The 24,126-nt window shown below is 67.3% G+C and carries 24 protein-coding genes; 10 read left to right on the forward strand and 14 right to left on the reverse strand.

The window, feature by feature from the left end; genetic code table 11:
* Positions 1-38: 38 nt before the first annotated feature.
* The 3 genes from QRT08_RS13280 to QRT08_RS13290 are packed head-to-tail and all read right to left on the reverse strand — an operon-like array spanning position 39 to position 3,278.
* A complete protein-coding gene (locus QRT08_RS13280; RefSeq protein WP_286046445.1) occupies positions 39-593 on the reverse strand; it encodes a diacylglycerol/polyprenol kinase family protein in 555 nt (184 codons plus the stop codon).
* Complete coding sequence (gene glyS / locus QRT08_RS13285; RefSeq protein WP_286046446.1) at positions 593-2,434, reverse strand: glycine--tRNA ligase; 1,842 nt, start codon at positions 2,432-2,434, stop codon at positions 593-595. Before glyS ends, QRT08_RS13280 begins: the two co-directional genes overlap by 1 nt.
* The gene (locus QRT08_RS13290) at positions 2,421-3,278 is read right to left on the reverse strand and encodes a CBS domain-containing protein (RefSeq protein ID WP_286046447.1); all 858 of its coding nucleotides are present in this window, start codon (positions 3,276-3,278) and stop codon (positions 2,421-2,423) included. The genes glyS and QRT08_RS13290 overlap by 14 nt, the downstream gene beginning before the upstream one ends.
* A gap of 174 nt (positions 3,279-3,452) precedes the next feature.
* On the opposite strand from QRT08_RS13290, the gene QRT08_RS13295 reads away from it, so the two are divergent.
* From QRT08_RS13295 to QRT08_RS13305, 3 genes are read left to right on the forward strand one after another with little or no spacing between them, the layout of a single operon-like run.
* Positions 3,453-3,623, forward strand: coding sequence for a DUF7556 family protein (locus QRT08_RS13295; RefSeq protein WP_286046448.1), 171 nt, complete (start codon positions 3,453-3,455; stop codon positions 3,621-3,623).
* Positions 3,624-3,664: 41 nt separating this feature from the next.
* The gene (locus tag QRT08_RS13300) at positions 3,665-4,084 is read left to right on the forward strand and encodes a PPC domain-containing DNA-binding protein (protein WP_286046449.1); all 420 of its coding nucleotides are present in this window, start codon (positions 3,665-3,667) and stop codon (positions 4,082-4,084) included.
* Positions 4,085-9,058 (forward strand): DNA polymerase II large subunit, encoded by a 4,974-nt coding sequence (locus QRT08_RS13305; protein ID WP_286046450.1) that lies wholly within the window; start codon positions 4,085-4,087, stop codon positions 9,056-9,058.
* 79 nt (positions 9,059-9,137) lie between these two features.
* Here the strand turns inward: QRT08_RS13305 and QRT08_RS13310 are convergent, their stop codons facing one another.
* Positions 9,138-9,770 carry a hypothetical protein gene (locus QRT08_RS13310; protein WP_286046451.1) on the reverse strand — a complete coding sequence of 211 codons (633 nt, stop codon included), beginning with the start codon at positions 9,768-9,770 and terminating at the stop codon, positions 9,138-9,140.
* 143 nt (positions 9,771-9,913) lie between these two features.
* On the opposite strand from QRT08_RS13310, the gene QRT08_RS13315 reads away from it, so the two are divergent.
* Genes QRT08_RS13315 through QRT08_RS13325 form a run of 3 tightly spaced genes read left to right on the forward strand, consistent with a single transcriptional unit; the run spans position 9,914 to position 12,399 of the window.
* Entirely contained in the window at positions 9,914-11,146 is a 1,233-nt protein-coding gene (locus tag QRT08_RS13315) for a cytochrome P450 (protein WP_286046452.1), read from the forward strand.
* Between the two features lie 39 nt (positions 11,147-11,185).
* Entirely contained in the window at positions 11,186-11,509 is a 324-nt protein-coding gene (locus tag QRT08_RS13320) for a TFIIB-type zinc ribbon-containing protein (protein ID WP_286046453.1), read from the forward strand.
* Between the two features lie 2 nt (positions 11,510-11,511).
* Positions 11,512-12,399: a ketopantoate reductase family protein gene (locus tag QRT08_RS13325; RefSeq protein WP_286046454.1), complete on the forward strand. Its 888-nt coding sequence runs from the start codon at positions 11,512-11,514 to the stop codon at positions 12,397-12,399.
* Here QRT08_RS13325 and QRT08_RS13330 read toward each other — a convergent pair.
* Together QRT08_RS13330 and QRT08_RS13335 are read right to left on the reverse strand one after the other, a co-directional pair.
* Positions 12,396-12,752, reverse strand: a complete 357-nt coding sequence (locus tag QRT08_RS13330; protein WP_286046455.1) for a NifU family protein — start codon at positions 12,750-12,752, stop codon at positions 12,396-12,398. The two genes, QRT08_RS13325 and QRT08_RS13330, sit on opposite strands and share 4 nt — an antisense overlap.
* A 128-nt stretch (positions 12,753-12,880) precedes the next feature.
* Positions 12,881-13,198 carry a DUF5783 family protein gene (locus tag QRT08_RS13335; RefSeq protein WP_286046456.1) on the reverse strand — a complete coding sequence of 106 codons (318 nt, stop codon included), beginning with the start codon at positions 13,196-13,198 and terminating at the stop codon, positions 12,881-12,883.
* Between the two features lie 371 nt (positions 13,199-13,569).
* Between QRT08_RS13335 and QRT08_RS13340 the strand changes: the two genes are divergently transcribed.
* Positions 13,570-14,229, forward strand: coding sequence for a helix-turn-helix domain-containing protein (locus QRT08_RS13340; RefSeq protein ID WP_286046457.1), 660 nt, complete (start codon positions 13,570-13,572; stop codon positions 14,227-14,229).
* Positions 14,230-14,505: 276 nt separating this feature from the next.
* Here the strand turns inward: QRT08_RS13340 and recJ are convergent, their stop codons facing one another.
* Positions 14,506-15,912, reverse strand: a complete 1,407-nt coding sequence (gene recJ, locus QRT08_RS13345; RefSeq protein WP_286046458.1) for a RecJ family nuclease — start codon at positions 15,910-15,912, stop codon at positions 14,506-14,508.
* A gap of 84 nt (positions 15,913-15,996) precedes the next feature.
* On the opposite strand from recJ, the gene QRT08_RS13350 reads away from it, so the two are divergent.
* Both QRT08_RS13350 and QRT08_RS13355 read left to right on the forward strand, forming a co-directional pair.
* A complete protein-coding gene (locus QRT08_RS13350) occupies positions 15,997-16,326 on the forward strand; it encodes a hypothetical protein (RefSeq protein ID WP_286046459.1) in 330 nt (109 codons plus the stop codon).
* A 36-nt stretch (positions 16,327-16,362) separates the two neighbouring features.
* Entirely contained in the window at positions 16,363-17,379 is a 1,017-nt protein-coding gene (locus QRT08_RS13355) for a S66 peptidase family protein (RefSeq protein WP_286046460.1), read from the forward strand.
* 104 nt (positions 17,380-17,483) lie between these two features.
* Here the strand turns inward: QRT08_RS13355 and QRT08_RS13360 are convergent, their stop codons facing one another.
* From QRT08_RS13360 to hemC, 3 genes are read right to left on the reverse strand one after another with little or no spacing between them, the layout of a single operon-like run.
* Entirely contained in the window at positions 17,484-18,227 is a 744-nt protein-coding gene (locus QRT08_RS13360) for a uroporphyrinogen-III synthase (RefSeq protein ID WP_286046461.1), read from the reverse strand.
* A complete protein-coding gene (gene cobA / locus QRT08_RS13365) occupies positions 18,224-18,958 on the reverse strand; it encodes a uroporphyrinogen-III C-methyltransferase (RefSeq protein ID WP_286046462.1) in 735 nt (244 codons plus the stop codon). Before cobA ends, QRT08_RS13360 begins: the two co-directional genes overlap by 4 nt.
* Entirely contained in the window at positions 18,955-20,079 is a 1,125-nt protein-coding gene (gene hemC / locus QRT08_RS13370) for a hydroxymethylbilane synthase (protein WP_286046463.1), read from the reverse strand. The genes cobA and hemC overlap by 4 nt, the downstream gene beginning before the upstream one ends.
* Before the next feature lie 115 nt (positions 20,080-20,194).
* On the opposite strand from hemC, the gene QRT08_RS13375 reads away from it, so the two are divergent.
* Positions 20,195-20,848 carry a helix-turn-helix domain-containing protein gene (locus QRT08_RS13375; protein WP_286046464.1) on the forward strand — a complete coding sequence of 218 codons (654 nt, stop codon included), beginning with the start codon at positions 20,195-20,197 and terminating at the stop codon, positions 20,846-20,848.
* Between the two features lie 21 nt (positions 20,849-20,869).
* Here QRT08_RS13375 and QRT08_RS18850 read toward each other — a convergent pair whose 3' ends face one another.
* From QRT08_RS18850 to QRT08_RS13395, 4 genes are read right to left on the reverse strand one after another with little or no spacing between them, the layout of a single operon-like run.
* Positions 20,870-21,256, reverse strand: a complete 387-nt coding sequence (locus QRT08_RS18850) for a hypothetical protein (protein WP_369684844.1) — start codon at positions 21,254-21,256, stop codon at positions 20,870-20,872.
* 58 nt (positions 21,257-21,314) lie between these two features.
* Positions 21,315-22,052: a hypothetical protein gene (locus QRT08_RS13385; protein ID WP_286046465.1), complete on the reverse strand. Its 738-nt coding sequence runs from the start codon at positions 22,050-22,052 to the stop codon at positions 21,315-21,317.
* Positions 22,053-23,393: a glutamate-1-semialdehyde 2,1-aminomutase gene (gene hemL, locus QRT08_RS13390; protein WP_286046466.1), complete on the reverse strand. Its 1,341-nt coding sequence runs from the start codon at positions 23,391-23,393 to the stop codon at positions 22,053-22,055.
* A gap of 25 nt (positions 23,394-23,418) precedes the next feature.
* Positions 23,419-24,123, reverse strand: a complete 705-nt coding sequence (locus tag QRT08_RS13395; protein WP_286046467.1) for a TOBE domain-containing protein — start codon at positions 24,121-24,123, stop codon at positions 23,419-23,421.
* Between the last annotated feature and the right edge of the window lie 3 nt (positions 24,124-24,126).

The following is a 24,126-nucleotide window of genomic DNA, read 5'->3' on the forward strand; positions in this document are numbered from 1 at the left end:
AAGGGTTCGTGTAGCGGGGTGGAAGTGGAGAACCGGCCTCAGACGGCCGCGACGCCGATCCACATCGCGATTGCCGCCCCGATCGGGATCGTCAGGTTGTCGTCGACGATGTACCCGCGGATCGAAACCAGATAGCCGTCGGCGGCGGTCGCCGCGAGCGCGCCGAACAGGGCCGCCACGAGCGGGACGAACGCCAGCGCGAACAGCAGGCAGACCGAGAAGACCGCCCCGAGCGCGAGCGGTGACTTCGTCTCCCGGCCCTTTCCGAGATACCCGCCGACGGGGTCGCCGACCGCGAGCATGAACATCGCGGGCACGCCGATCGAGGGGGGGAACAAGAGCGCCACGACGGCCATCCCGACCGTGTACAGCGCGTAGCCCGCGACCTTCTCGCGTTCGTACTCGCGGGTGAGGTTCTCGTAGATCCACCAGTCGAGCCCCGAGCGGAGCCGCACGAGTTCGAGGCCCATCGCGACCCCCACGCCGAGTGCGAGGGCCCAGCCCAACTGCTCCCACGTGAGGACGCCGAGCAGGTAGCTCGCGGGCGCCAACGCGCCGCTGGCGTGTACCAGCCGTCGGCCGATCTCTGCCACTACTCCGGCGCGTTCTCGGCCCCGGCCGATAGTTCTTCGTATTCGTCGCCGAGCGCGCCGAACGTCCGGTCGCCCTCGCGCAGGCCGGCGAGAACGCCCGCCAGATCCGCGATCGGCACCCGAACTTGGGAGGTCGAGTCCCGGTCACGAAGCGTCACCGTTCCGTCCCCCTCGGTCTCGTAGTCGACGGTCACGCAGAAGGGCGTCCCGACCTCGTCCTGTCTCCTGTACCGGCGGCCGATGTTGCCCGAGTCGTCGTAGGCGACCTCCAGGCCCGCCTCCCGGAGGTCGTTTGCGATCTCGCGGGCGCGCTCGCCGAGGCCGTCCCGATCCATCAGCGGGAACACCCCGACGGTCGTCGGTGCCATCTCCGGGGCGAGCGAGAGGTAGCTCCGCTGCTCGCCGTCGACCTCGTCCTCGCGGTAGGCGTGCGCGACGAGGGTGTACAGGGTCCGGCCGACCCCGAAGGAGGGCTCGACCACGTGGGGCGTGACGTGCTCGCCCGATTCCGTGACCTCCTCGACGGCGAACCCGGTCTTTTCCATCGGTATCTCGTGGGTCTCGCCGTCCACCTCGACCGCGACCGTCTCGCCGTCTCGCGGCTCGTCGCCGCTCGAACGGTCCGCGGAACTCCGTTCCGCGCGCTCGAACGCGGCCCGATCACGCTCGGCCAGCCGTTCGAGCGCGTCGGCGATCTCCCCGGCCGCCCCGCCGAATTCGGGACCCAAGTAGCTCATGTCGGGGTCGACCGTGGCGCGCTCGGTCGTGATGGGCTCGTCGTACTGCTCGAACACCGAAAAGTCCTCGCCGGAGTGCTCGGCGTGTTTCGAGAGGTCGTAGTCGCCCCGGTAGGCGAAGCCGGCGATCTCGACCCAGTCCCCGCCGAGTTCGGCCTCGGCGTCCCAGCAATCGGAGGCGTAGTGGGCCCGTTCACCAGGTAGGTGCTGGCGGAACCTGAACCGGTCCACGTCGACGCCGACCCGCTCGTACCACTCCTGGGCGATCCCGAGGTAGTAGGCGACCCACTCGTTCGCGATGATCCCTTCCCCGACCGCGTCCCCGATCGTCGTCCGAACGTACTCGGTTCCGTCCTCGCGCTGGTTCTCGATCGGATACAGCGTCACCTTGACGTCCGCGACCCGCGAGAGGTCGGGTTTGTCGCGTTCGGGGTCGACGAACTGCTCCAACTCGGCCTGCGTGAACTCGCGGACCCGGATCACGCCCTTCCGGGGGCTGATCTCGTTGCGGTAGGCGGGCCCGATCTGGGTGACGCCGAAGGGGAGTTGATTCCTCGCGTACTCGGCGAGCTGGGGGAACTCGACGAAGATCCCCTGGGCCGTCTCGGGGCGCATGTAGCCCTGCTGACCGGAGCCGGGCCCGATGGTGGTCTCGAACATCAGGTTGAACTCCTCGATGGGCTCGCCGGCGAGGGCGGCCCCACACGAGGGACAGACGAGGTCGTGCTCGCGGATCAGCTCCTCGACCTCGGGGATCGGGATCGCCTCGGCGTCCTCGATCCCCGTGGTGTCCTCGATCAGGTGGTCGGCGCGGTGGCTCTCGCCGCACTCCGCACACTCGACGAGCATGTCGTCGAACCCGTCGAGGTGGCCCGACGCCTCGAAGACCGCCTCGGGCATGATCGTCGGGGCCTCGATCTCCTGGTTGCCCTCTTTTACGGTGAAGCGGTCGCGCCAGGCGTCCTCGAGGTGGCGCTTGAGCGCCGCGCCCTCGGGGCCGTAGGTGTAGAAGCCGGCGACGCCGCCGTAGACGCCGTTCGAGGGGAAGAAGAAGCCACGGCGTTTGGCGAGCTCCGCGACGTCGCGCCCCTCACGCCCGCTCATCGAGCGCCTCCAGGAGGTGGGTGTCCTGTAGGATCCCGATCAGCTCGTTGCCGCTGGTCATCGGGATCTGCTCGATGTCGTGGCGGATCATGAGCTGGGCGGCCTCCCTGGCCGTGCGCCGTTTCGTCACCGTCACCACGTCCTCGGTCATGAACTCCCGCACCGGCGCGTCCGGGATCTCGACGTTGCGGGTCGGGAGATACCGGTTCCCGACGGCCTTGATGCTCTCCCACTTCCAGTCGTCGTCGTCGCCGGCCATGCTGTCGCCGGTTCGTTCCTCGCCCTCGACGACCTCGGCGACCTCGATGATGTCGACCTCGGTGAGGATCCCGCAGGGCTCGCCCTCGTCGTCGAGCACCACCGCGTACGGCTCGTCGGCGTAGTAGAGTTCGCGCTCGGCGACGGGCAGGGGCGTCTCGGCGTGGATGCAGTTGACGTGTCGGGCGGCGAGCCCGCCGACCTCGACGTCGCCCTCGACGTCGCCGTTGGCGATCGCGTGGATCACGTCCGTGATCGTCACGATCCCCTCTAGCTGCCCGTCGACGACGGGGACGCGACGGGCGCCCTCCCGGAGCATCAGGCCCGCGAGCTCCTCGATCGAGGTCTCCTCGGTCGTCGTCGGGACCTCCTCCAACAGCAGCGCGAGCTGATCCTCGTCGGGCTGCTCGATCAGCCCCTCGCGCGAGACCAGCCCGCGGAACTCCTCGGTGCCGTTCTCGTTCTTGACGACGGGCACCGAGGAGAACTCGCGCTCCTGGAGGTATTCGAGCGCGTCGTCACGCGAGCCCGGGAGCTCGACGGTGACGAGCGCCGAGCGTGGCGTCATCGCGTCTGCGACCTTCATGCTCGCCGGATATGACCTCGGACGCCTTGTACCCCCCGGTCTCGGGCAGGAAACCGGACGAGCGGACACCGCCCCGGAACGCGAGCAGGCAGGCGCGTGGCGTTGAGTAGCGGGTGGATAAAACCGGGCTGTCACTCCGGGAAGTTTATAACTCACGCGAACGAGTGTCACATCATGTCCACGAAAGCGACCCCCGCGTCCGCTGTGGATGTCGAGAGCGAGGTCATGACCTCGATAGACGACGCCGACGACGAGGAGCGCGTCGTTATCGCCGACATCAGCGTCGACGAAGCCTGGCTCTCCATGCCGCTTCGCGACGCGGTGTCGCTTCCGGACTGCCGATAGAGAGGATACGTTTTTCCCGACCCCGTTCGTTGCCCCCGTGCATGCACTACCGCGAGGTCGAGACGAAACGGGAGTTCGTTGCCCGACTGGAGCCCGGCGCCGACTGGCGCGAGGAGATCGAGACCCTCGCCGACGAGGAGGAGGTCGATGCGGGCTTTTTCTACGCGCTCGGCGCGGTCCAGGACGCCGAACTCTGGTTCTACGACCAGCGCGAGAAGGAGTACGAAGCCGTCACCTTCGAGGAACCCCTCGAGGTCGCCGCCTGCGTCGGCAACGTCGCGTGGCTGGATGCGGAGCGCTTCGCCCACACCCACGCCGTCCTCTCCCGACCCAGCGGGCAGGCGATCGCGGGACACCTCCACGCCGGCACCGTCTTCGCCGGCGAGTGTTACCTGCGCGAGTTCGAGGGCGAACTCGTCCGCGAGATCGACGGGACGACCGGACTCGACCTCTGGCTGTAGATGCGCGGAGAGGACGAACGCTACTTCGAGCGGATCGAGTCCCGCCTCGAGGAGGCGTTCGACCGGGCCGAGACGGCCCGACTGGAGAGCGGCGACCCCCGCCCCGAGGTCGAGATCCCCGTCGCCAAGGACATGGCCGACCGGGTCGAGAACATCCTCGGCATCCCCGGCGTGGCCGAGCGGGTCCGGGAACTCGAAGCGGAGATGAGCCGCGAGGAGGCGGCGCTGGCGCTCGCGGAGGACTTCGCCGAGGGCCGCGTGGGGGAGTACGAGACGCGTGACGGGAAGATCGAGGGGGCGGTCAGGACCGCGGTCGCGCTGCTGACGGAGGGCGTGGTCGCCGCGCCCATCGAGGGGATCGACCGGGTCGAGTTGCTGGAGAACGACGACGGCACCGAGTGCGTTCGGGTCTACTACGCCGGCCCCATCAGATCTGCAGGCGGGACCGCACAGGCGCTGTCGGTGCTCGTCGCCGACTACACCCGCGCGCTGCTGGGCGTCTCGGAGTATCAGGCCCGCGACGACGAGATCGAGCGCTACGCCGAGGAGGTGGGGCTGTACGACAAGACCACGGGACTGCAGTACTCGCCCAAAGACGAGGAGACGAAGTTCATCGCCCGGCACTGCCCGATCATGCTCGACGGGGAGGCGACGGGTGACGCCGAGGTTTCGGGCTTTCGGGACCTGGAGCGAGTGGGGACGAACAACCCACGGGGCGGGATGTGTCTCGTCCTCGCGGAGGGGATCGCGCTCAAGGCCCCGAAGATCCAGCGCTACACCCGCGAACTCGACGAGATCGACTGGCCGTGGCTCCAGGACCTGATCGACGGGACGATCGGCGAGGGCGAGGGAAGCGACGACGAGGACGACGAGTCGACGGACGGAGACGAGACGGAGGACACGGAACCCGACGAACCCGCCGGCCCGCCGCGGGTCGAACCCGCCACGAAGTTCCTCCGGGACCTGATCGCCGGGCGACCGGTCTTCTCGCATCCCTCCCGGCCGGGCGGCTTTCGCCTGCGCTACGGCCGGGCGCGAAATCACGGTTTTGCCACTGGAGGAATCCACCCCGCGACGATGCACGTCGTCGACGACTTCCTCGCGACGGGTACCCAGATCAAGACCGAACGCCCCGGCAAAGCGCACGGCATCATCCCCGTCGACACCATCGAGGGGCCCACCGTCCGACTGGCCAACGGCGAGGTGCGGCGGATCGACGACGCCGCAGAGGCCCTCGAAGTCCGCAACGGCGTCGAGAGGATCATCGACGCCGGGGAGTACCTCGTCAATTTTGGAGAATTTGTCGAGAACAACCACCCGCTGGCGCCCGCTTCGTACACGTTCGAGTGGTGGATCCAGGAGTTCGAAAACAGCGCGGCGGACGTCCAGGCGCTCGCCGACTCCCCGCACGTCGACCTCGAATCGCCGAGCGTCGAGGAGGCGCTCGACTGGGCCACCGAGTACGACGCCCCGCTGCATCCCGCGTACACCTACCTCTGGCACGATCTTTCTACTACCCAGTTCGAGGCGCTCGCCGATGCCGTCGAGGAGGGGACGGTCAAAGTGGGCGAACTCGAACTGACCCGAACGCAGACGGTCCGGGAGGCCCTCGAGACCCTGCTGGTCGAACACCGACAGACCGCAGAGACCCTTTCTGTCCCCGAGTGGCGCGCGCTCGTCGCGACGATGGGCTTCTCGGAGGACCTGACCCGCGAGTGGGACTCGCTTTCCGAGGACGCCCGTGCGTGGGACGGCGGGCAAAACGCGATGAAGGCGGTCGAGGAGGTCGCCCCATTCACGGTTCGGGAACGGGCCCCGACCCGGATCGGCAACCGGATGGGACGCCCCGAGAAATCCGAGAAACGCGAACTCTCGCCCGCAGTCCACACGCTGTTTCCGATCGGGGAGGCCGGCGGCGCCCAGCGCGACGTCGCCAAGGCCGCCCGCTACGCCCCCGGGATGCGCGACACGCCCGGCGAGGTCGAAGTGAGCGTCGGACGGCGCGAGTGCGCAGAGTGCGGTACCCACACCTTCCGCGGGGACTGTCCCGACTGCGGGGCCAATACCTTCCCACACTACGAGTGTCCCGACTGCGGGACCGAACTCGAACCCGACGAGGCCGGCCGCGTCGAGTGCGCCCGCTGTGAGGTCGAGGGAACGAGCGTCGAGCGCCGGACGCTGGACCTCGACGGGATCTACCACGACGCCCTCTCGGCGCTCGGCGAGCGCGAGGGCTCCTTCGAGACGCTGAAAGGCGTGAAGGGCCTCACGTCGTCGCACAAGACGCCCGAGCCGATGGAGAAGGGGATCCTGCGGGCGAAACACGGCGTCTCGGCCTTCAAGGACGGCACCATCCGCTACGACATGACCGACCTTCCCGTCACGTCCGTCCGCCCCGAGGAACTCGACGTCTCCGTCGAGGAGTTTCGCCGACTGGGTTATCACGATGACGTCGAGGGAGCCCCCCTCGAACACGACGACCAGTTGGTCGAGTTGAAGGTGCAGGACATCGTCCTCTCCGATGGCGCGGCCGAACACCTCCTGAAGACCGCCGATTTCGTCGACGAACTGCTGGAGGATTACTACGGCCTCGATCCCTTCTACGAGATGACCGAGCGCGAGGAACTCGTCGGCGAACTCGTCTTCGGGATGGCGCCCCACACCAGCGCCGCCGTGGTGGGTCGCGTGATCGGGTTTACGAGCGCCGCAGTGGGATATGCTCATCCGTATTTCCATGCATCGAAGCGCAGGAACTGCTTCCATCCCGAAATGAAGGTGTGGGTTCGTGAGACGAACGATAACTGGCGTTACAACTCGATCGAGGACCTCGTGGAGGGATGTCTGGACGACCCACGAACCGACGACTTCGGAACGCTCGTCGAGGAGCTCGACGGGGAGCTATTCGTCCCGTCGATCGAGGACGACGGCTCGGTGACGACACGCCCGATCGAAGCGGTCTCGAAACACCCCGCTCCCGATCACTTGCTCGAGATCGAGACGCGAAGCGGCCGGCGGCTTCGGGTCACGCCGGATCACTCGATGCGCCGGTGGAACGACGGGGTCGAACGGATCACGGCGAGCGAACTCGAACCGGGAGATACGGTACCCAGTCCGAAACACCTCTCGATGAACGGTCAGGAACGCGAGATCGATCTCCTCGCCGAACTGCTTGCGTGTGACGCGATCTCGAACGAGGATCTGATGATTCGAGGGCTGGGCCCCGACCGAATCCGCGGCCTGTTCGACGACGCCACCTCCGGCGACACCTATCTCGACCGCGTCGCGGATCGCCTCGACGTCGCCGGCTCGACCGTCTACAACTGGGTCGGACGCGACAGCGTTCCGGCGGCGGTTCTCGTCGCCCTCTTCGACGAGGAGACGGTCGTCGAACGCCTTCCCGACGACGTCGAACTCGGCGTTCGACGCGATTCCGTCTCGGTCGACCGTGTCCTCCGAATCGACGAGAACGTGGGAACGCTGCTCGGATACTACACAGCCGAAGGGTTCACTCGACAGGAGGACGGCCAGTTCTACCAGACGACGATCTGTACACCGGACGAACCCGTCCGAGAGCAGATCGTCGATACCTTCGAGACGGCCCTTGGCGTCACGGCGTACGAGGAAAACGAGTGGAAAGTCACCGTTTCCGGTCGGTTGATCGCCGCCCTGTTCGCCGACGTGCTCGATACCGGACCGGTCGCGGCGGACAAGCGGATCCCCGACGTGGTTCTTGGCGGGACCGATAGCGTTCTCTCCGCGTACCTCGCCGCGTACTTTAGCGGCGACGGAAGCGTCTCGAACGACCGGCTCGATATCCGGGCACACACGATCAGCGACGAGCTGAAAGAGGACCTGATCGCCGCACTGAAGCGGTTCGGGATCACGTCCAAGACCTACACCGAGACGCGTCGGATAGAAACCGGTCCCGTCTCCGAGTTCTACGAGGAGTCCCCGGAGTTCGAGTCGTGGGTGCTCAAGATCACCTCCGAGAACGCCGTCAGGTTCGCCGAACTGATCGGGTTCGACCTCGATCGGAAATCGGCCACCCTCTCGGAGGTCGTCGATTCGATCGACGCCCGTCCACAACGGCTGTTCGGCGACGGCGGCGAGGTCTGGCTCGACGAGGTCGTTGACGTTTCGATCGTGGAATCGGACGCCGATCACACGTATTCAGTGACTGTCGAGGACACGCATACGCTGGTCGCGAACGACCTCTTCACCGGCCAGTGCGACGGCGACGAGGACTGCGTGATGCTTCTAATGGATGGGTTGTTGAATTTCTCGAAGGAGTATCTCCCCGACAAGCGCGGCGGGCAGATGGACGCTCCCCTCGTGATGTCCTCGCGGATCGACCCCGCCGAGATCGACGACGAGGCCCACAACATGGACGTCGTCGAGCGCTACCCTCTCGAGTTCTACGAGGCGACCCGCGAGATGGCCGACCCCGGCGAGGTCGACATCAGGCTCGCGGAGGAATCCGTTGGGACTGACGACCAGTACCGTGGCTTTGCCCACACCCACGACACCTCGAACATCGCGCTCGGGCCGGACCTCTCGGCGTACAAGACCCTCGGGTCGATGATGGAGAAGATGGACGCCCAGTTGGAACTGGCAAGAAAGCTCCGAGCAGTAGATGAAACCGACGTTGCGGAGCGCGTCATCGAGTACCACTTCCTGCCCGACCTGATCGGGAATTTGAGAGCGTTCTCCAGCCAGGAGACGCGCTGTCTCTCCTGCGGGAAGAAATACAGGAGAATGCCGCTGTCGGGCGACTGCCGGGACTGCGGCGGGAACGTGAACCTCACCGTGCATCAGGGGTCGGTCAACAAGTACATGGACACCGCCATCCGCGTCGCCGAGGAGTACGGCTGCCGGGAGTACACCAAACAGCGCCTGAAGATCCTCGATCGCTCGCTCGAGAGCGTCTTCGAGAACGACAAGAACAAACAGAGCGGGATCGCGGACTTCATGTGAGAACAAGGGGCTATCTAGGAGACACCCATCTTCGAGGAATCAACCCCGGGGTAGGGTACGAAGATCCCCTTCCACCAACTCAAAACAACTCATTCATTCGCCGCTTGATTCTTCTACGAAGACTAGGTTTAGTAGACTCAATTATTACCGTATCTCCGTCCCGCTTCAATTCGATAGTACCCTCTCTCGGCTCATGGGAACGACAGGCAACGGCATACGTGATTGTTGCTGAGTCATCCGTGAATTCCCCTATCCTCGTTGTGAACTGAAGGCCTATTTTAGAATAAATGATATCGTTTATCTGGAACATAATCCAATTTATATGGGATACGTCTTCTTCATCTACTGTAAGACCGTTTTCTTCATCAAAAGAAAATACTTCAGTCTTTGGATGTATAATCTGATTATACTCAGCAAATGTTCCAAACATTTTCTCAGTAAGCAATTGGCTACTAGTATCTGTATCATTAACGTGGAGAATATTCATTCCTTCGAATTCCAATTCTATAAAAACATCTTCTGCGTATTTTCGACCATCATTAACCACGTTGAAAAGTATTGGCGTTTGTTCTGCCTGATCTGGTTCTCCTAGAACATCAACATCTACGAATATATACGGCCTCTTCAAATAATACTTGTAGATAACAATAGCACCACTGAGAAGCCCTATAATCCATCCACCCCATTGTACAATTTCACTAATATCTACCATACACTATCTGTCTTGTTACTTAATCCGATAGAATCTGTCTTAGAGTATTTGAATTCGACAAGAACAAACAGAGCGGGATCGCAGACTTCTTGTAGCCGTTCCCGCCGCAGAAGGTTGATGTGTGTCTCGATCCTACTGACAGTATGAGTTCCGCAGAGCCGCGGGGGCTGCAGGCGTTCCCCGAGGCGCTCTCGTCGCGCGAGGCGTGGCTCGAACCGTTCGGGTGGTACCGGGAGATGCGCGAGGACGCGCCGGTTCGGTACGATCCCGAGCGCGACTCGTGGGACGTCTTCCGCTACGCCGACGTCAAGCGGATCCTGAACGACGACGCGACCTTCTCGGTCGACCCCGAGAAGGCGAGCGACTTCGTCGAACCCGAGGGCGAGGGCGCGGGGCTGATCCTCGATACGATGCTCTTCGAGGACCCGCCGCGCCACGACGACCTCCGCAGTGTTGTCGAGGACTCGTTTCGCCCGCGGGCGATTCGCGAACTTGAACCCCGGATTCGGGAGTTGACCCGCGAGATCCTCGACAGCATCCTTGAAGACGAGGGCGAGATGGATCTCGTCTCCGAGTTCGCCTACCCATTGCCGGTCGCGGTGATCGCCGAACTGCTGGGCGTGCCCGTCGAGGACCGCGACCGGTTCAAGGAGTGGTCCGACGCCATCGTCTCCTCGGCTGACGAGCGCGAGAGCGGCGCGGAGTTCGCACGGCGCCAGCAGGAGGTCCAGCGCGAGATGGGCTTTTACTTCCTCCAGCTCATCGAGGAACGCCGCGAAGATCCACGAGAGGACCTGATCTCGACCATCGCGACCGCCGAGGTGGGCGGCGAGCCCCTACCCCGCGAGGAGGTTCTGGGGACCTGCATGCTGTTGCTCGTCGCGGGCAACATCACGACGACGAACCTGATCACGAACGCCGTCCGGTGTTTCGGCGAGCCTGATGTCGACCTCCTCGGGACCTACACGGAGGCGGGCGCGGTTCCCACGATGGCCATCGAGGAGGCGCTTCGCTACCGCGCGCCCGTCCAGGCGATGACCCGCATCGCGACCGAGGAGGTGACGATGAGCGGCGAGACCATCGGCGCGGGCGACCGGGTCATCGTCTGGCTCGGCTCGGCAAACCGCGACGAGCGACAGTTCCCCGACGGCGATTCGTTCGTTCCCGACCGCTCGCCAAACCAGCATCTCGGGTTCGGTCACGGCACCCACTACTGTCTGGGCGCGCCACTCGCTCGATTGGAGGCCGAAGTCGCCCTCTCGGAACTGTTCGACCGGCTCGCGGACCTCGAACCCGTCGAAACCGACCTCCAGCCGACCCGCAGTTCGTTCATCTACGGCGTCGAGTCGCTGCCCCTGCACTACGCTACCGTCTGAGGGTGGATCTTTATGGCGTCCTGCGTCGAACCGTCACGTATGAACGACGGCGAGACACCCGACGACGTCAGCGAGGAGGAGATCGACCGGATCGACTTCGGGCAGCCGGTCTTCGACGGGGAGGGCAATCGCCTCGGCAAGGTCCGCGGGTTCGACAACGCCGGATTCTACGTCACGATGCGCGAGGGCTACGAGTCCATGAGCGTCGAGCACGCCCGTTCCGGCGGCCAGTTCGGCGAGGCCGAACTCATGTGGCGCTGCACGGAGTGTGGCGAGATGGGCCGGATCGACGAGGGCCTCCCCGAGGAGTGTCCGAACTGTGGCGAACCCCGGGAATCGCTGATGTACTGGACCGAAGACTAGCGGTGAGGATCGTCGTCTTCGGCGCGGGCAGTCTCGGGAGCCTCCTCGGGGGCCTGCTCGCGCGCGAACACCGCGTCACGCTGGTCGGGCGCGATCCCCACGTTTCTACCATTCGGGAGGACGGCCTGCGGATCTCGGGTGCTATCGAGGCGCACGTCTTCCCCGACGCGACGACCGACGCCGACCTCGCGGCGGATCTCGTACTCGTTACGGTCAAGAGCTACGACACCGCTCGGGCCGCCCGGACCCTTTCGACCGGCGAGTTCGGGGCCGTACTCTCGCTCCAGAACGGGATCGGCAACGAGGACCGCCTCGCACGCGACCTCGACTCCCCGGTGCTCGCCGGAACGGCCAGTTACGGCGCGGCCCTCGAGAGGCCGGGCGAGGTCGCCTGCACGGGGGTCGGGCGAGTGGTCCTCGGATCGTCCGAGGGCGGCGAGAGCGCGCTCGCAGCGCGCGTCGGAGAGGCGTTCGCCGACGCCGGAATCGAGGCGACCGTCGCCGCCGACATGCCCCGACGGCTCTGGGAGAAGTGTGCGGTCAACGCGGGGATCAACCCCGTGACGGCGCTCGCAGGGATCGAAAACGGTGCGATACTGGCCGATCCGGCGTGGCCGATCGCCCGCGAGGCGGCCCGCGAGACCGCTCGCGTCGCCCGCGAGAACGGGGTCGAACTGGCCGAGGAAACGGCCGTCGGCGCGCTCCGGCGGGTCGCGAGCGCCACCCGTGAAAACACGTCTTCGATGGCGCAGGACCTCGAGAAGGGACGGCGAACCGAGATCGATGCGATCAACGGCGCCGTCGTCGAGCACGCCCGGAGCGAGGTCCCGACGAACGCGCTGCTCGCGGGACTGGTGAAAACGTGGGAAACCTCGAAAGGACTGCGTTAGAACGGCGCCTGCGGGCCTTCGTCGCTCGACTCGTCGTCGGTGGTCTCGCCGGGGAACGAGGGGCTCATGCCGCCGCCCATTCCGCCGTCGCCGCCCATGCCGGTCTCGGCGTGAACCTGCGTGATCTCGGGGATCTCCTTGACCATCCGGCTCTTGATCGCCTGGATCGTCATCGGGGAGATGCCACAGCCGCTGCAGGCCCCGCCCAGTTGGATCGTCACCTCGCCGCTCTCGCGGTCGAGGTTCTGGATGGCGGCGCTGCCGCCGTGCATCTGGATCTGCGGGAAGTTGCGCCGCAGGAAGTTCATCACGCGCTCGTCGAGGTCGTCCGCTTCCTGCGTGTCGGTGCTCATGTTCCCGGGTAGGGAGCCAGCGTTGATAGACCTTTGGACTGCCTCATACTGTCGGCTGTACGGACGTACCCATCGCCGGGAACGGTCGGATCATCGGAGTTCCAATTAACGGGTTACAGCCGCCAGTATCAGCGCTCGACGCCGAACACCCGGTGGAGTTCGGTCTCGATCCGTTCGACGTAGGTTTCGAGTATTCCCTCGAAGCGCTCCCGTTCGACGATCACGCCCTGTAGCCGGTCGTAGGGGTTCTCGGGGAGGTCGACCGAGAACTCCCCATCCTCGTACTGGGGCTCGCTCTCGTTCAACACCTGTTGGTCGATCGCGTGAACCAACTCGGAGTCGTAGCGGTCGTTCATGTGCTCGAAGGCGTTCTTGTAGGCCCGCTGCAGCTCGTTGAAGTAGTGGACGTACTTGTCCTCGAACTTCGAGGGATCGAATTCGGCCATACCCGTCCCTTGAACGGCCCGGGTAAAAACGGGGCGGTGTCCCTATCCCGACGTTCTCTATCGCCACTACTGGTTTATCCACCGTGGCGCCGTGTGGTACGTACCATCTGCGGGACCGGCAACGAGCGGGTAACGTGGATCTCCGCGGCCGGATGTCGCGTTCGGTATCGACAGCCACGATGCCGGTCCGATACTGGGGCCACCGATCCATACACACGATCGGTTATCACAGCCCCGTCGGTCGTGCTCCACGACCGGATCCGAGGAGCGACCGACGGCCATAAACCGGATACGGCGATACGAAACCCACCTCATTCCGAGCCGATGCGGGTTTCACGGGGTGTATTACCCTCGCGGGTGTACGCTGGCGTATGAGCGCTACGATAGCAGAGATCGAACTCCCGACCGAGGAGTTCGCCCTCTCGGAAACGCTCTCGGAGATCGAGGACCTCGAATTCGAGGTCGAACGGTTCGTCGCCCACGACGCCGACCACGTCATGCCGTTCGTCTGGGTCAGCGGCGACGACGGCGACCGGATCGGGGAGACGCTCGAACGCGACGGCTCGGTGGAGGACCTCCAACTCCTCTCGGAACTCGACGGCGAGTGGCTCTACCGCATGGAGTGGATCGACCAGATCGAGACGTTGGTCCGGATCCTCGTCGAGGAGGACGGCTCGATCCTCGCCGCGTTCGGCGACGAGTCGGGCTGGCAGCTCCGCGTGCTCTTTCCCGAACGGGACGCGCTCTCGCGCACCTACGACTACTGCCGGGACGCCGGGCTCACGATGGACATTCGGAGCATCTACCGGCTCGACGACGGCCGCGAGGGCCGGTTCGGCCTCACCGACGAGCAGCAGGACACGCTCGTCGCCGCCTACGAGCGCGGCTACTTCGACGTTCCACGGGAGATCACCCTCACCGACCTCGCCGACGAGATCGGGATCTCCCACCAGGCGCTCTCCGAACGCCTGCGTCGCGGGGAGAAGAGCGTCCTCGAGAACACCGTCATCGTCGGCTCCGAGGGCGAGTAGCTCACCGCTCGCGGAGGTACCGCCGACGAGCAGCACGACGAGGACCGATCGTGCGAGTCCGTCGACGGCGTCGAGCACGTCGAGCGTCCCGAGCGTAGATCCGACGATCACGTACCAGAGGACGATCTGCCCCGCCGTAAACGGGATTCCGACCGCGTAGAGCAGCGGCCGGCGGTAGTCCACGAGTACGGGGGCGATCCCGCCGAAGAAGCCCGGTCCCGCGAGGCGGAAACCCGTCCGAAGCACGAAATCGGACGACCGCCGCGAACCCCGGCCTCACGCCAGTTGCTCGCCGACGAGTCGATCCGCGCGGGCGATGAACGCCGCTCGCTCGCCCTCGGGAACCGTCGCGCCGGCGGCGACGTCGTGGCCGCCGCCGTCGCCGCCGACGGCGCGGGCGGCGGTCCCGACCACCGCCGAGAGGTCGAGCCCCCGGCGGACGAGGGCGTGGGTTCCCCGGGCCGACACCTTCGCGCTCCCGTCGTCCTTCTCGGCGAAGGCGACGATCGGTTTCCCCGGGTCGGCGCCGTCGGACCCGAGCGCCATCCCCGCGACGATGCCGACGATCGTCTCGGGGATCCGGTCCTCGGCGTCGAACCACTGGAGGTTCGTCTCGCGGGTGATCCCCATCGATCTCACCAGACGCAACCCCGCCGAGAGGTTGCGCCGGTGGTTCTTCAACAACTCGCGGGCCGCATCGAGCGCGCCCTCGCGGTCGCCCAGACAGACCGCGAGCCCCACGTCGGCGCGTTCGTAGCGCGCGGTGGCGTTGAGCAGCGTCGAAAACTCGCTCGCGTCCCGGAGTTCGGTCCCCGGTTGCTCGCGCGCGAGGGTGTGGGTCGTCCCGATCAACCCGTCGATCCGCTCGCTCGGAACGCCGCTCGCGACCGCCCGCCGGACGAGCGCGCTCGCGACCGTTCGCTTCTCGTCGTCCGCCAGATCGGCCCAACAGCGCCACTCGCCCCCTTCACGGAGGTCGATGTCGAGGTCGTCGAGGAACCTGAGGGTGCCGTTCGCGTCGCCCGAGATCCCCGGGATCCCGACGTCGCTCGTGTACTCCAGAAGCTTCGGGAGGGGGCGCGTCTGGGTGCCGTACAGCGCGAGGTCCGTGGCGGTATCCAGCACGCCCGCTTCGACGCCCTCTCTCACGACCGCCGCGTTCGCACCGACGAGTTCGCCGTCGCTCGACTGCATGTCGCCGACCGCCCCGACGACCGCCAGCGCCGCGAGGTCCCGGTTCGCGGGACCACCCAACGCGCGCGCGAGGAGGTACGCCGTCCCCGCACCCGAGAGCTCAGTCGCTCCGTTCAGCCCCTCCAGAAGCGGGTTGCAGTGGAACTCGGTCTCTGCGTCCGCGGGCTGGTGGTGATCGCAGATCACGGGCGTGAACGCGCCGCGGTCCTCGTGCTCGGCGATCAGGTCGAGTTGGCCGCTGCCGAAGTCGGTGAAGAGGACGGTCCCGAACCCGCTCTCGGCGATCTCCTCCAACGCCTCGGCGTCGAGCTGGTTGGCGAACGTCGCCTCGAACGGAATCCCCGCGCGTTCGAGCGCGCTCGCCGCGATCCCCGCGCTCGCCAGTCCGTCGGCATCGATGTGCGAGGCCAGCAGCACCCCCTCGGCCCGGGCTATCCGCTCCGCACAGGCGCTCGCGCGCGCGTCGAGTTCGGGGACCGGTCCGACCATCTACGCTCCGTTGGCCCGTCACCGAGTATAAACTTCCGGAGTGGAGCGGTGGCGGTTTACCTCCCGGCCGGCCTACCCTTCCGTATGCCCTCGAACTCGCTCGTCTCGGTCCTCGTGAAACTGCTGGTCGTGGGGCTGCTGGCGATCACGCTCGTCTCGACGTACCTCACGAGCCGGCAGTCCGGCCCCGTCGCGGCGCTCCCGAGCCTGATCGGCGTCTACGTCACGCTCGTCCTCGCGGTCGGCGTCTTCGCCACGAGCCTGCTCGACCCCCGCTTTCAGGTCGCGTTCGCGCTCGGCATCGCCGCCCTCGGCGTCTCGCTGTACGTCACCGGGAGCGCCCTCGTCGGCGCCCTGCTGGCGGCCGTTGGCCTGTTCGCGCTGGGGACGAAGGGCCGCGAACTCGCCCGATAGCGAAACCGGGAAACGCCGGCCCGCCGTCGCGCCGGTATGGACGCCGCCTACCCGCCGCCGGTCGAACGGGGCGACACGGTCGCGGTGATCGCCCCCTCGCACGCCGCCCCCCGGGGCGCGCTCTCCCGGGGGATCGGACGCCTCCGCTCGTTCGACCTCGACGTGGAGGTCTTCGACACCGCGACCCGCACGACCGACTGGCTCCGCGCCAATCCCGGGGCGCGCGCCGAGGATGTCCACCGGGCGTTCGAGCGCGAGGATATCCGAGGAATTATCGCCGCGTTCGGCGGCAACGACCAGCTCCGGATGCTCCCCCATCTCGATCCCGAGCGCGTTCGTGAGAACCCCACGCGCTTTTTCGGCGCGAGCGACAACACCCACCTGCACCTGTTTCTCGACGACCTGGGGATCGTCTCGTTTTACGGCGCTCAGCTGTTTCCCGATCTGGTCGCCGACCCGCGGATGCGCCCCTCCACCCGCGGGTGGGTCGAGCGCGCCCTGTTCGAGACGCCCTTCGGCCCGCTCTCGCCCGCCGAGGGGTGGACCGACGAGTACTACGACATCGAGAGCGACATGCCCCGGACGTGGTTCGACGGCGAGGGGTGGCACTGGCACAACGCCGATGAACGGACGTTCACCGCGCCCGTGATCGGCGGCTGTCTCGCCATGCTCGAATCCCAACTGCTGACCGACACGCCCTACTTCACCCGCCAGACCTGCGAGGGGCGGATCCTCGCGGTCGAGACCTCCGGGGAGACCCCCGAGGCCGCGGTGGTTGAGCGGTTCCTGATGGCGCTCGGCGAGCGGGGCATCCTCGATGCCTGCGAGGCGCTCGTCGTCGGCAAGCCCGAGACACCCGGGGCTGGAGAACGCGAGGAGTACCGCCGCCGCCAGCGCCGGACCGTCGCCGCGACGGTCGACGAGTACGAACCCGACCTCCCGGTCGTCTTCGATCTGGACTTCGGCCACGCCGCGCCGGACCTCCCCCTGCCGCTGGGCGCGCCCATGACGGTCGATACGGGCGCGCGCGAGATCCGATTCACCCGGTCGTGACCTCGGCGGGATCTCGTAGCCACCCGGCTATGTCGCCTCCCGAGAGCCGACGCCGTGGTTCGATCCCCGGGCGGGAACTCTCCTGACTGCTACGAGAATCTCTCTCACTCCCGATAGCTCGGCGCCGCCCGCTCTACCACGCCACAGGCCAGTTCCTCGAAGTCCGCGTTCTCGGGGACGGCGTCGACCGCGATCCCCTCGCGTTCGGCGGTCGCGCGGGTCGGCTCGCCGATCGCGCCGACGACGGCGGTGGAGAGGCCCGCGATCGCCTCCTCGCGCAGGTCGCGCTCGTCGGTGGCCGCGAGAAAGTGCTCGACCGTCAGCGAGGAGGTAAACAGCGCCCCCTCCAGTTCGCCCGCGGCGGCCCGCTCGACGGAGACGCCCGACTCGGGCGGGCGAACCAGCCTGTAGAGGACCGTCTCGTGGACGAACGCGCCCGCGTCGTTCAGCCCCTCGGTGAGGACCGGACTGCCGTGGTCCGAGCGGGCGACCTCGACGCGCGCGCCCGCGACCTCCCCGTCCAGCGCGCGGACGAGGCCGACTGAGGAGAACTCCTCGGGGATCAGATCCACGTCGTAGCCCGCCTCCCGGAGCGCTCTGGCTGTTCTATCGCCGATCGCACAGACCGTCCCCGACGGGGTCCACCCCTCCGCCCGTGCCAACTCGACGCCGGTCTTGCTCGTCAGGATCGTATAGTCGCCGTCCGCCCGTGGACTCGCTCCCGTCGGCTCGACCGCGAGCATCGGATCGGCTATCGGATCCGCGCCGAGCGCCTCCAAAAGCTCGACCGCCTCCGCGAGCCGTTCGTCGTCGGGTCGAAAGACCGCGATCCGGGTCTCCTGGGTCATTTCTCGCCCTCCCCATAGAGCCCCGCGACCCCGCCGATCACCGTCACCGCGGGCGGTTCGATCCCCTCGTCGTCGCGCACCGAGACGATCGTTTCGAGCGTTCCGACCACTGCCCGCCCGTCGGGCCAGGTGCCGCGTTCGACCAGCGCGACGGGCGTCTCGGGGTCCATCCCCGCCTCGCGAAGCGCCCGGGTGTACTCGGGGAGCTTACCGACGCCCATCAGCACGACGATCGTTCCCCCCGTCGCCGCGAGCGCCCCCCAGTCGACCGCCGACTCCCCCTTCGTGGGGTCCTCGTGGCCGGTGACGAACGACACACTCGAAGCGTGATCGCGGTGGGTGACGGGAATCCCGAAGACGGCGGGCGCCGCGATCGCGGAGGTGATCCCGGGGACCACTTCCACGGGGATCCCGCGCTCGCGGAGGTACCGTCGCTCCTCGCCGCCGCGCCCGAAGACGAACGGATCGCCGCCCTTCAGCCGGACCACCCGCTGGCCCTCGCGGGCGAGTTCGGCAAGGCGCTCGTTGATCTCTGCCTGGCCCGTTCGCTCCCCGCCCGCACGCTTGCCGACGTCCTCGCGCTTTCCCTCGGGGATCGATTCGATGATCTCGGGACCCGGAAGCTTGTCGTGGAGAACCACGTCGGCCTCCTCGATCAGGCGTTTTGCCTTCACCGTCAGGAGTTCGGGGTCGCCGGGGCCGCTTCCCACCAGGTAGACGGTTCCGGTCATCCCTCGTCCTCGCCCTCCGTCCGCTCCGTGTCGGTCTCCCCCTCGCCGGCCTCGCGTTTGGCCTCCTCGATCAGGTCGCGCGCGCCCCGGTCGGCGAGTTCCTCCGCGAGGTCGCGGGCGGTCTCGGCGTGGCGTTCGACGGGCAAGTCCCGCGTCACCGAGACGGTCGGCTCGCCCCCTCTGGCGAGCACCTGTACGCGCGTGCGGACGTGTTCGCCCTGGATCACCGCGTGGATCCCGATCGGCGCGACACAGCCCCCGCCGAGACTCGCCAGGACGGAGCGCTCGACGGTCGTCTCGACGCGGGTCCGGGGGTGGTCGATCGCGCCGTTGACCTCGCGGGCGAGGTCGTCGTCCTCCATCGTCACCGCGAGCGCCCCCTGTCCGGCGGCGGGGACGAACGTTTCTACGGGGAGCTCCCTCGTCGGGACCTCCCGATCCAGCCCCGAACGTTCCAGCCCGGCCGCGGCGAGCACGATCGCGTCGAACGACTCCTCGCGCCCGAACGCGCGGCGCTCGCGCTCGGAGAGCCCCTCGACCCACTCCTCCGGTCGGGAGTCGAACTCGGGTTCGGCGTCCGGGTCGGCCTTTCGCTCCTCGTCGGCGGCCACCCGCCGGTCGTACTCCTCGTTGAGCGACTTCGAGAGCAGCTTCTCGACGCGGGTGTCGACGTTTCCTCGGAGGGGCTCGACGGTCAGGTCGGGCCGCTGTGCGAGCAGCTGTGCCCCCCGCCGGAGGCTGCCGGTGCCGACGGTCGCGCCCTCGGGGAGCTCTTCGAGGGTCGCCCCCTCGGGGGTCACGAGCCGGTCGCCCGCCGCCGCCCGTTGGGGGATGGCGGCGACGACCAGTCGGGAGTCCTCCGTGGGCATGTCCTTCATCGAGTGGATCGCGCCGTCGACCTCCCCTTTCAGGACCTCCTCGTCGAGGCTGCGGACGAACGCCCCGGTCTTGCCGAGCCGGTGGATGAGTTCGTCGCGGATCCGGTCGCCGGTCGTCTCGACCGTGACGAGTTCGACCTCCCGGCGACGCCCCGAGAGCGCCCGCTTGACCGTCTCGGCCTGGGCGAGCGCGAGGTCCGACCCGCGCGTCGCCAGCCGAATCGGGTCCGATCGCGTGGTCATGTCCGGGTTTCGGCTCCCGACGCACATATACTGCCTGTTGTCTCCTCCGTCCCGGAGAAGTGTTGCCAGATGTTCATTTACGCACCCTTATCCCGTCAGCAGTTTTGGACAACGCATGGGAACGATCGCTGAACTCACGATACCGGCCGCGGAGTTCGCGCTGCGGGACACCCTAGCCGACGTCCCCAGCGTGGAGTTCGAGATCGAGCGCGTCGCGGCCCACGGCGAGGGGCGTCTCATCCCCTTCGTCTGGGTCCGCACCGCGGAGTTCGAGACCTTCGAGGAGGCGCTGGCCGAGGATCCGACCGTCGACGGGGTCGAGTGTCTCTCCGAACTCGACGCCGAACGGCTCTATCGCATGGACTGGGTCGACTCGATCCACCCGGTCGGCGCCATCCTCGAGGCCGACTCGACGATCCTCTCGGCGACCGGCACCGACGGCCAGTGGCGGCTTCGCATCCTCTTTCCCGACCGGGGGGCGCTCTCGGAGACGTACGATCGCTGTCGACGCGCCGGCATCGACTTCGACGTCAGCAGCATCTACGATCTCGAAGGGAACCGCCGCGGCCAGTACAGCCTCACGAAGGAGCAACACGACACGCTCGTCGAGGGCGTCGAACGCGGCTACTACAACGTCCCCCGCGACCTCACCCTCGGCGAGTTCGCCGAGAGCCTCGACGTCTCACACCAGGCGCTCTCGGAGCGACTGCGCCGGGGTCACCGCAACCTCATCGAGTCCGCGCTGATCACCGGGCCGACCGAAGAATAACGAAAACCGCGTGTCGATGGCCTACCGACGGGTGTCGTCGTCGTCCAGCAGTCCGTCGTCGTCGTCATCCAGCAGTCCATCGTCGTCCGTGGTGCCCGTCCCGCCCGTCGGCGTGTTGGCACCCGAGCCGGCCGTGCTGCCGGTACCGGTGGTTCCGGTTCCGGCCGTGGTGGCCGATCCGAGTCGAACCGCGTCGTCGTCGACCGACGCGACGGACTCCGACTGCAACGGGTAGGTGTCCTCGTCGCGGTCCTCCCAACCGAGTTTCGACTTGATCTTGTCCGTCAACCCGGGGTCCGGGTCGACGTAGGCGGTCCCGTGTTCGACGTCCGCGATGATGCCGACCTCATCGCCCTGGTCGTTGACGACGGTCTTGCCCTCGTCGTCCTCGGTGAAGTTGTGTGCCATCGCATCACCCGCTACTCCCGGATTCGGCTTGCTGGTCGTGCTTGCATCCGCAGCCCGTTTATCCGCGATCTAGCCGTACGGGCAGGGCGGCCTGCCGACGATAGAGGTAGTACGCCGCCACCGGCGGCTGGAGCACGGTCAGGAGGAGGCTCGCGAACGCCAGCGCGAGGTACAGCGCGGGGTTGGGCCGCCAGTCGGCACCGGAGTTGCGGAGGTAGACCGCGTCCCGGTAGATCCCGACCGGGAACGCCGCGAGGGTGAGTCCGCCCGCGAGCGCCGGAACGGCGACGACGAGCGGCGGCAACGCGAGGACGTACGCGAGCAGGGCGATCGGGACCCCCGTGAGCGCCCCGCCGAGCGAGGCGGCGACGAGGACCCACCAGCCGTCCCACCCCGGCGCGACGGGTACCCGGTCGTGGCGGCGATAGAGGTACAGCAGGCCGAAGACGGGCGCGGAGAGCACCAGCGCGCCGAGCGCGTACGCGTTCCCCCACGGTCGCCACAGCCGTTGCCGACGGAGCCGTCTCGCGTCCATGAGGACACAGACCGGCACGCCGACCCGGATCAGGACGCCGGCGGCGCTCGCGAGGGCGAGCAGCAGCCGGCCCACGCGCGTGTCGGGGTGCTCGGCCAGCAGGCCGACGATTCCGACGCCGATCACCGCCGGGAGCGAGAGCAACAGGCCCTCCAGTAGCCTGTACCACGTCCCGTCGGTCGGGGACTCGCGGGCGGGCCCGCCGGCGCGAGTCGACGGCGTCCGAACGGCCACGGCCGGCGGTAGCGGCCCGCGGGCCATCTACAGGGCGTGTTTGTACGCCTCAAGGGTCTCCTCGACGTCCTCCTCCGTGTGGGCGTCGCTCACGAACTGGGCCTCGAACCCGTTCTGGCTGAGGAAGACGCCCTGATCGAACATCGCGGGCCAGAGCAGACGGTTCCAGCGCTCGATCTCGGTGTTTCCGACATCCGCGCCCGTCTTCGGACAGTGCGTGTAGCGCGCACAGTCGGTGCGCTGCTCACAGCCCGACTCGCAGTGGCTCTCGCTCTCGACGGGCGCCTCACGAGTAAAGAGCACCTTGAAGACGCTGTCGGTTCCCGCCACCGTGTACTCGGGGGCCTGATCCGCACAGATGTCGGTCAGCCCCGACCGCAACTGCTCACCCAGGTCGTTGACGTGGTCGTAGACGCCGTTCTCGGCGGCGTATTTCAGCGTTTCCAACCCGGCGGCCATCGTCACCGGATGCCCCGAGAACGTCCCCGCCTGGAAGACGTCGCCCGAGGGGGTAAAGGACTCGACGACCTCCGCGCGCCCGCCGATCGCGCCGACCGGGAATCCACCCCCGACGATCTTCCCGAAGGTCGTCAGATCGGGCGTGACGTCGAACCGCCCCTGTGCGCAGGCCAGGCCGCCGACCCGGAAGCCGGTGATGACCTCGTCGAAAACGAGCAGGGAACCGTGTTCGCGGGTCAGTTTCCGGAGCGTCTCGTGGTAGCCATCGACGGGGGAGACGATCCCCTTGTTCGCCAGGATCGGCTCGACGAGCACGCCCGCGATCTCCCCGCCGCGCTCCTCGAAGACTCGCTCTACGGTTTCGGTGTCGTTGAACGGCACCGGGATGGTGTGCTCGGCAAAGGAGTCGGGGACGCCCTTCGAACTCGGCGCGGGACTCTCGGGGTCGCCCTCGACCAGCGTCGACTCCTGGGCGCCGTGATACCCGCCCTGCATGACGACGATCTTCTCCCTCCCCGTGTAGCCCCGCGCGAGGCGCACCGCCGAAACGGTCGCCTCGGTACCCGAGTTCACGAACCGGATCTTCTCGACCGAGGGGACGTGGCGGGCGACGAACTCCGCGAGTTCGACCTCGATCTCGGTGGGTGCGCCGTACATCGGCCCGGCGCTGGCCTGCTTTTGAACTGCTGACTGGACGGGTTGGGGAAGGTCGTGGCCCAGAAGCAGGGGCCCGAGGCCCATCACCCAGTCGATATACCGGTTTCCGTCGGCGTCGATGACGTGGCCTCCGTCGCCGCGCTCGACGAAGAAGGGGTACGGCTGGATCGCTGCGCGAACCGGGGAGTTCACCCCGCCCGGCAGGACGGAGAGCGCCCGGTCGTAGAGGTCGCGCGAGTCCTCGAGGGTCATACCCGCGCTTGGTCGCCGAGGTTCATTAATCGGGGTGGGTCGGCGTCGCGCGCGTCGCCGTCGCCTTGAACGAGGCGACGACCGCCCGGCCGGGTTCGAGGCCCAGTCGGTCGACGCTCGTCCGCGTCACGAGCGCGGTCAACGACGTCCCCGAGCCGACGTCGAGACGGACGCGCGCGACCGTCTCGCCGTGTTCGACGCGCTCGACCGTCCCGGAAAACCGGTTGCGAGCGCTCGTCCCGTCGGGTGCCGGCGTCTCCTCGGGCGGCGTGAGCGTGATCGCGTCCGACCGGACCGCCACCGCGACCGCCTCGCCCTCGGGCGGGACGAGCGCACGAAGCCGACCCGGCGCGCAGTCGACGGTCCCGAGTTCGCCCTCGCGCTCGATCACGGTCCCCGAGAGCACCGTCTCCTCGACGGCCGTCAGCCCCTCGGCGGCGGTTTCGAGGCGCTCGAACCGTTCGAGCAACGCGCGCGCCTCGTCGGTGAGCGAACTCCCGCCGCCGCCGGATCCCCCACGCTGGCGCTCGACCAGCGGGCCGAGCGCCTCCTCCAGTTCGACGACCCGCCGCTGGGCGTGGGCGTAGGAGCGTTCGAGCGCCCCCGCAGCGGCGTGGATCGAGCCGTGCTCGTCGATCGCCGCGAGGAGTTCGACGTCCCGGTCGGTGACGCTCTCGTCGCCGACGGCCAACCGCGTCTCGACCGCGCCGCGGACGCTATCGTCGTCCATAGC

It is taken from the genome of Halalkalicoccus sp. NIPERK01, assembly GCF_030287405.1.
Classification (GTDB): domain Archaea; phylum Halobacteriota; class Halobacteria; order Halobacteriales; family Halalkalicoccaceae; genus Halalkalicoccus.

Excerpts from the sequence above, each read along its gene's own strand:
- glyS (WP_286046446.1), bottom strand. The coding sequence starts at position 2,434 with ATGAGCGGGCGTGAGGGGCGCGACGTCGCGGAGCTCGCCAAACGCCGT.
- QRT08_RS13290 (WP_286046447.1), bottom strand. The coding sequence starts at position 3,278 with ATGAAGGTCGCAGACGCGATGACGCCACGCTCGGCGCTCGTCACCGTC.
- QRT08_RS13295 (WP_286046448.1), top strand. The coding sequence starts at position 3,453 with ATGTCCACGAAAGCGACCCCCGCGTCCGCTGTGGATGTCGAGAGCGAG.
- QRT08_RS13300 (WP_286046449.1), top strand. The coding sequence starts at position 3,665 with ATGCACTACCGCGAGGTCGAGACGAAACGGGAGTTCGTTGCCCGACTG.
- QRT08_RS13305 (WP_286046450.1), top strand. The coding sequence starts at position 4,085 with ATGCGCGGAGAGGACGAACGCTACTTCGAGCGGATCGAGTCCCGCCTC.
- QRT08_RS13310 (WP_286046451.1), bottom strand. The coding sequence starts at position 9,770 with ATGGTAGATATTAGTGAAATTGTACAATGGGGTGGATGGATTATAGGG.
- QRT08_RS13315 (WP_286046452.1), top strand. The coding sequence starts at position 9,914 with ATGAGTTCCGCAGAGCCGCGGGGGCTGCAGGCGTTCCCCGAGGCGCTC.
- QRT08_RS13320 (WP_286046453.1), top strand. The coding sequence starts at position 11,186 with ATGAACGACGGCGAGACACCCGACGACGTCAGCGAGGAGGAGATCGAC.
- QRT08_RS13330 (WP_286046455.1), bottom strand. The coding sequence starts at position 12,752 with ATGAGCACCGACACGCAGGAAGCGGACGACCTCGACGAGCGCGTGATG.
- QRT08_RS13335 (WP_286046456.1), bottom strand. The coding sequence starts at position 13,198 with ATGGCCGAATTCGATCCCTCGAAGTTCGAGGACAAGTACGTCCACTAC.
- QRT08_RS13340 (WP_286046457.1), top strand. The coding sequence starts at position 13,570 with ATGAGCGCTACGATAGCAGAGATCGAACTCCCGACCGAGGAGTTCGCC.
- recJ (WP_286046458.1), bottom strand. The coding sequence starts at position 15,912 with ATGGTCGGACCGGTCCCCGAACTCGACGCGCGCGCGAGCGCCTGTGCG.
- QRT08_RS13350 (WP_286046459.1), top strand. The coding sequence starts at position 15,997 with ATGCCCTCGAACTCGCTCGTCTCGGTCCTCGTGAAACTGCTGGTCGTG.
- QRT08_RS13355 (WP_286046460.1), top strand. The coding sequence starts at position 16,363 with ATGGACGCCGCCTACCCGCCGCCGGTCGAACGGGGCGACACGGTCGCG.
- QRT08_RS13360 (WP_286046461.1), bottom strand. The coding sequence starts at position 18,227 with ATGACCCAGGAGACCCGGATCGCGGTCTTTCGACCCGACGACGAACGG.
- cobA (WP_286046462.1), bottom strand. The coding sequence starts at position 18,958 with ATGACCGGAACCGTCTACCTGGTGGGAAGCGGCCCCGGCGACCCCGAA.
- hemC (WP_286046463.1), bottom strand. The coding sequence starts at position 20,079 with ATGACCACGCGATCGGACCCGATTCGGCTGGCGACGCGCGGGTCGGAC.
- QRT08_RS13375 (WP_286046464.1), top strand. The coding sequence starts at position 20,195 with ATGGGAACGATCGCTGAACTCACGATACCGGCCGCGGAGTTCGCGCTG.
- QRT08_RS18850 (WP_369684844.1), bottom strand. The coding sequence starts at position 21,256 with ATGGCACACAACTTCACCGAGGACGACGAGGGCAAGACCGTCGTCAAC.
- QRT08_RS13385 (WP_286046465.1), bottom strand. The coding sequence starts at position 22,052 with ATGGCCCGCGGGCCGCTACCGCCGGCCGTGGCCGTTCGGACGCCGTCG.
- hemL (WP_286046466.1), bottom strand. The coding sequence starts at position 23,393 with ATGACCCTCGAGGACTCGCGCGACCTCTACGACCGGGCGCTCTCCGTC.
- QRT08_RS13395 (WP_286046467.1), bottom strand. The coding sequence starts at position 24,123 with ATGGACGACGATAGCGTCCGCGGCGCGGTCGAGACGCGGTTGGCCGTC.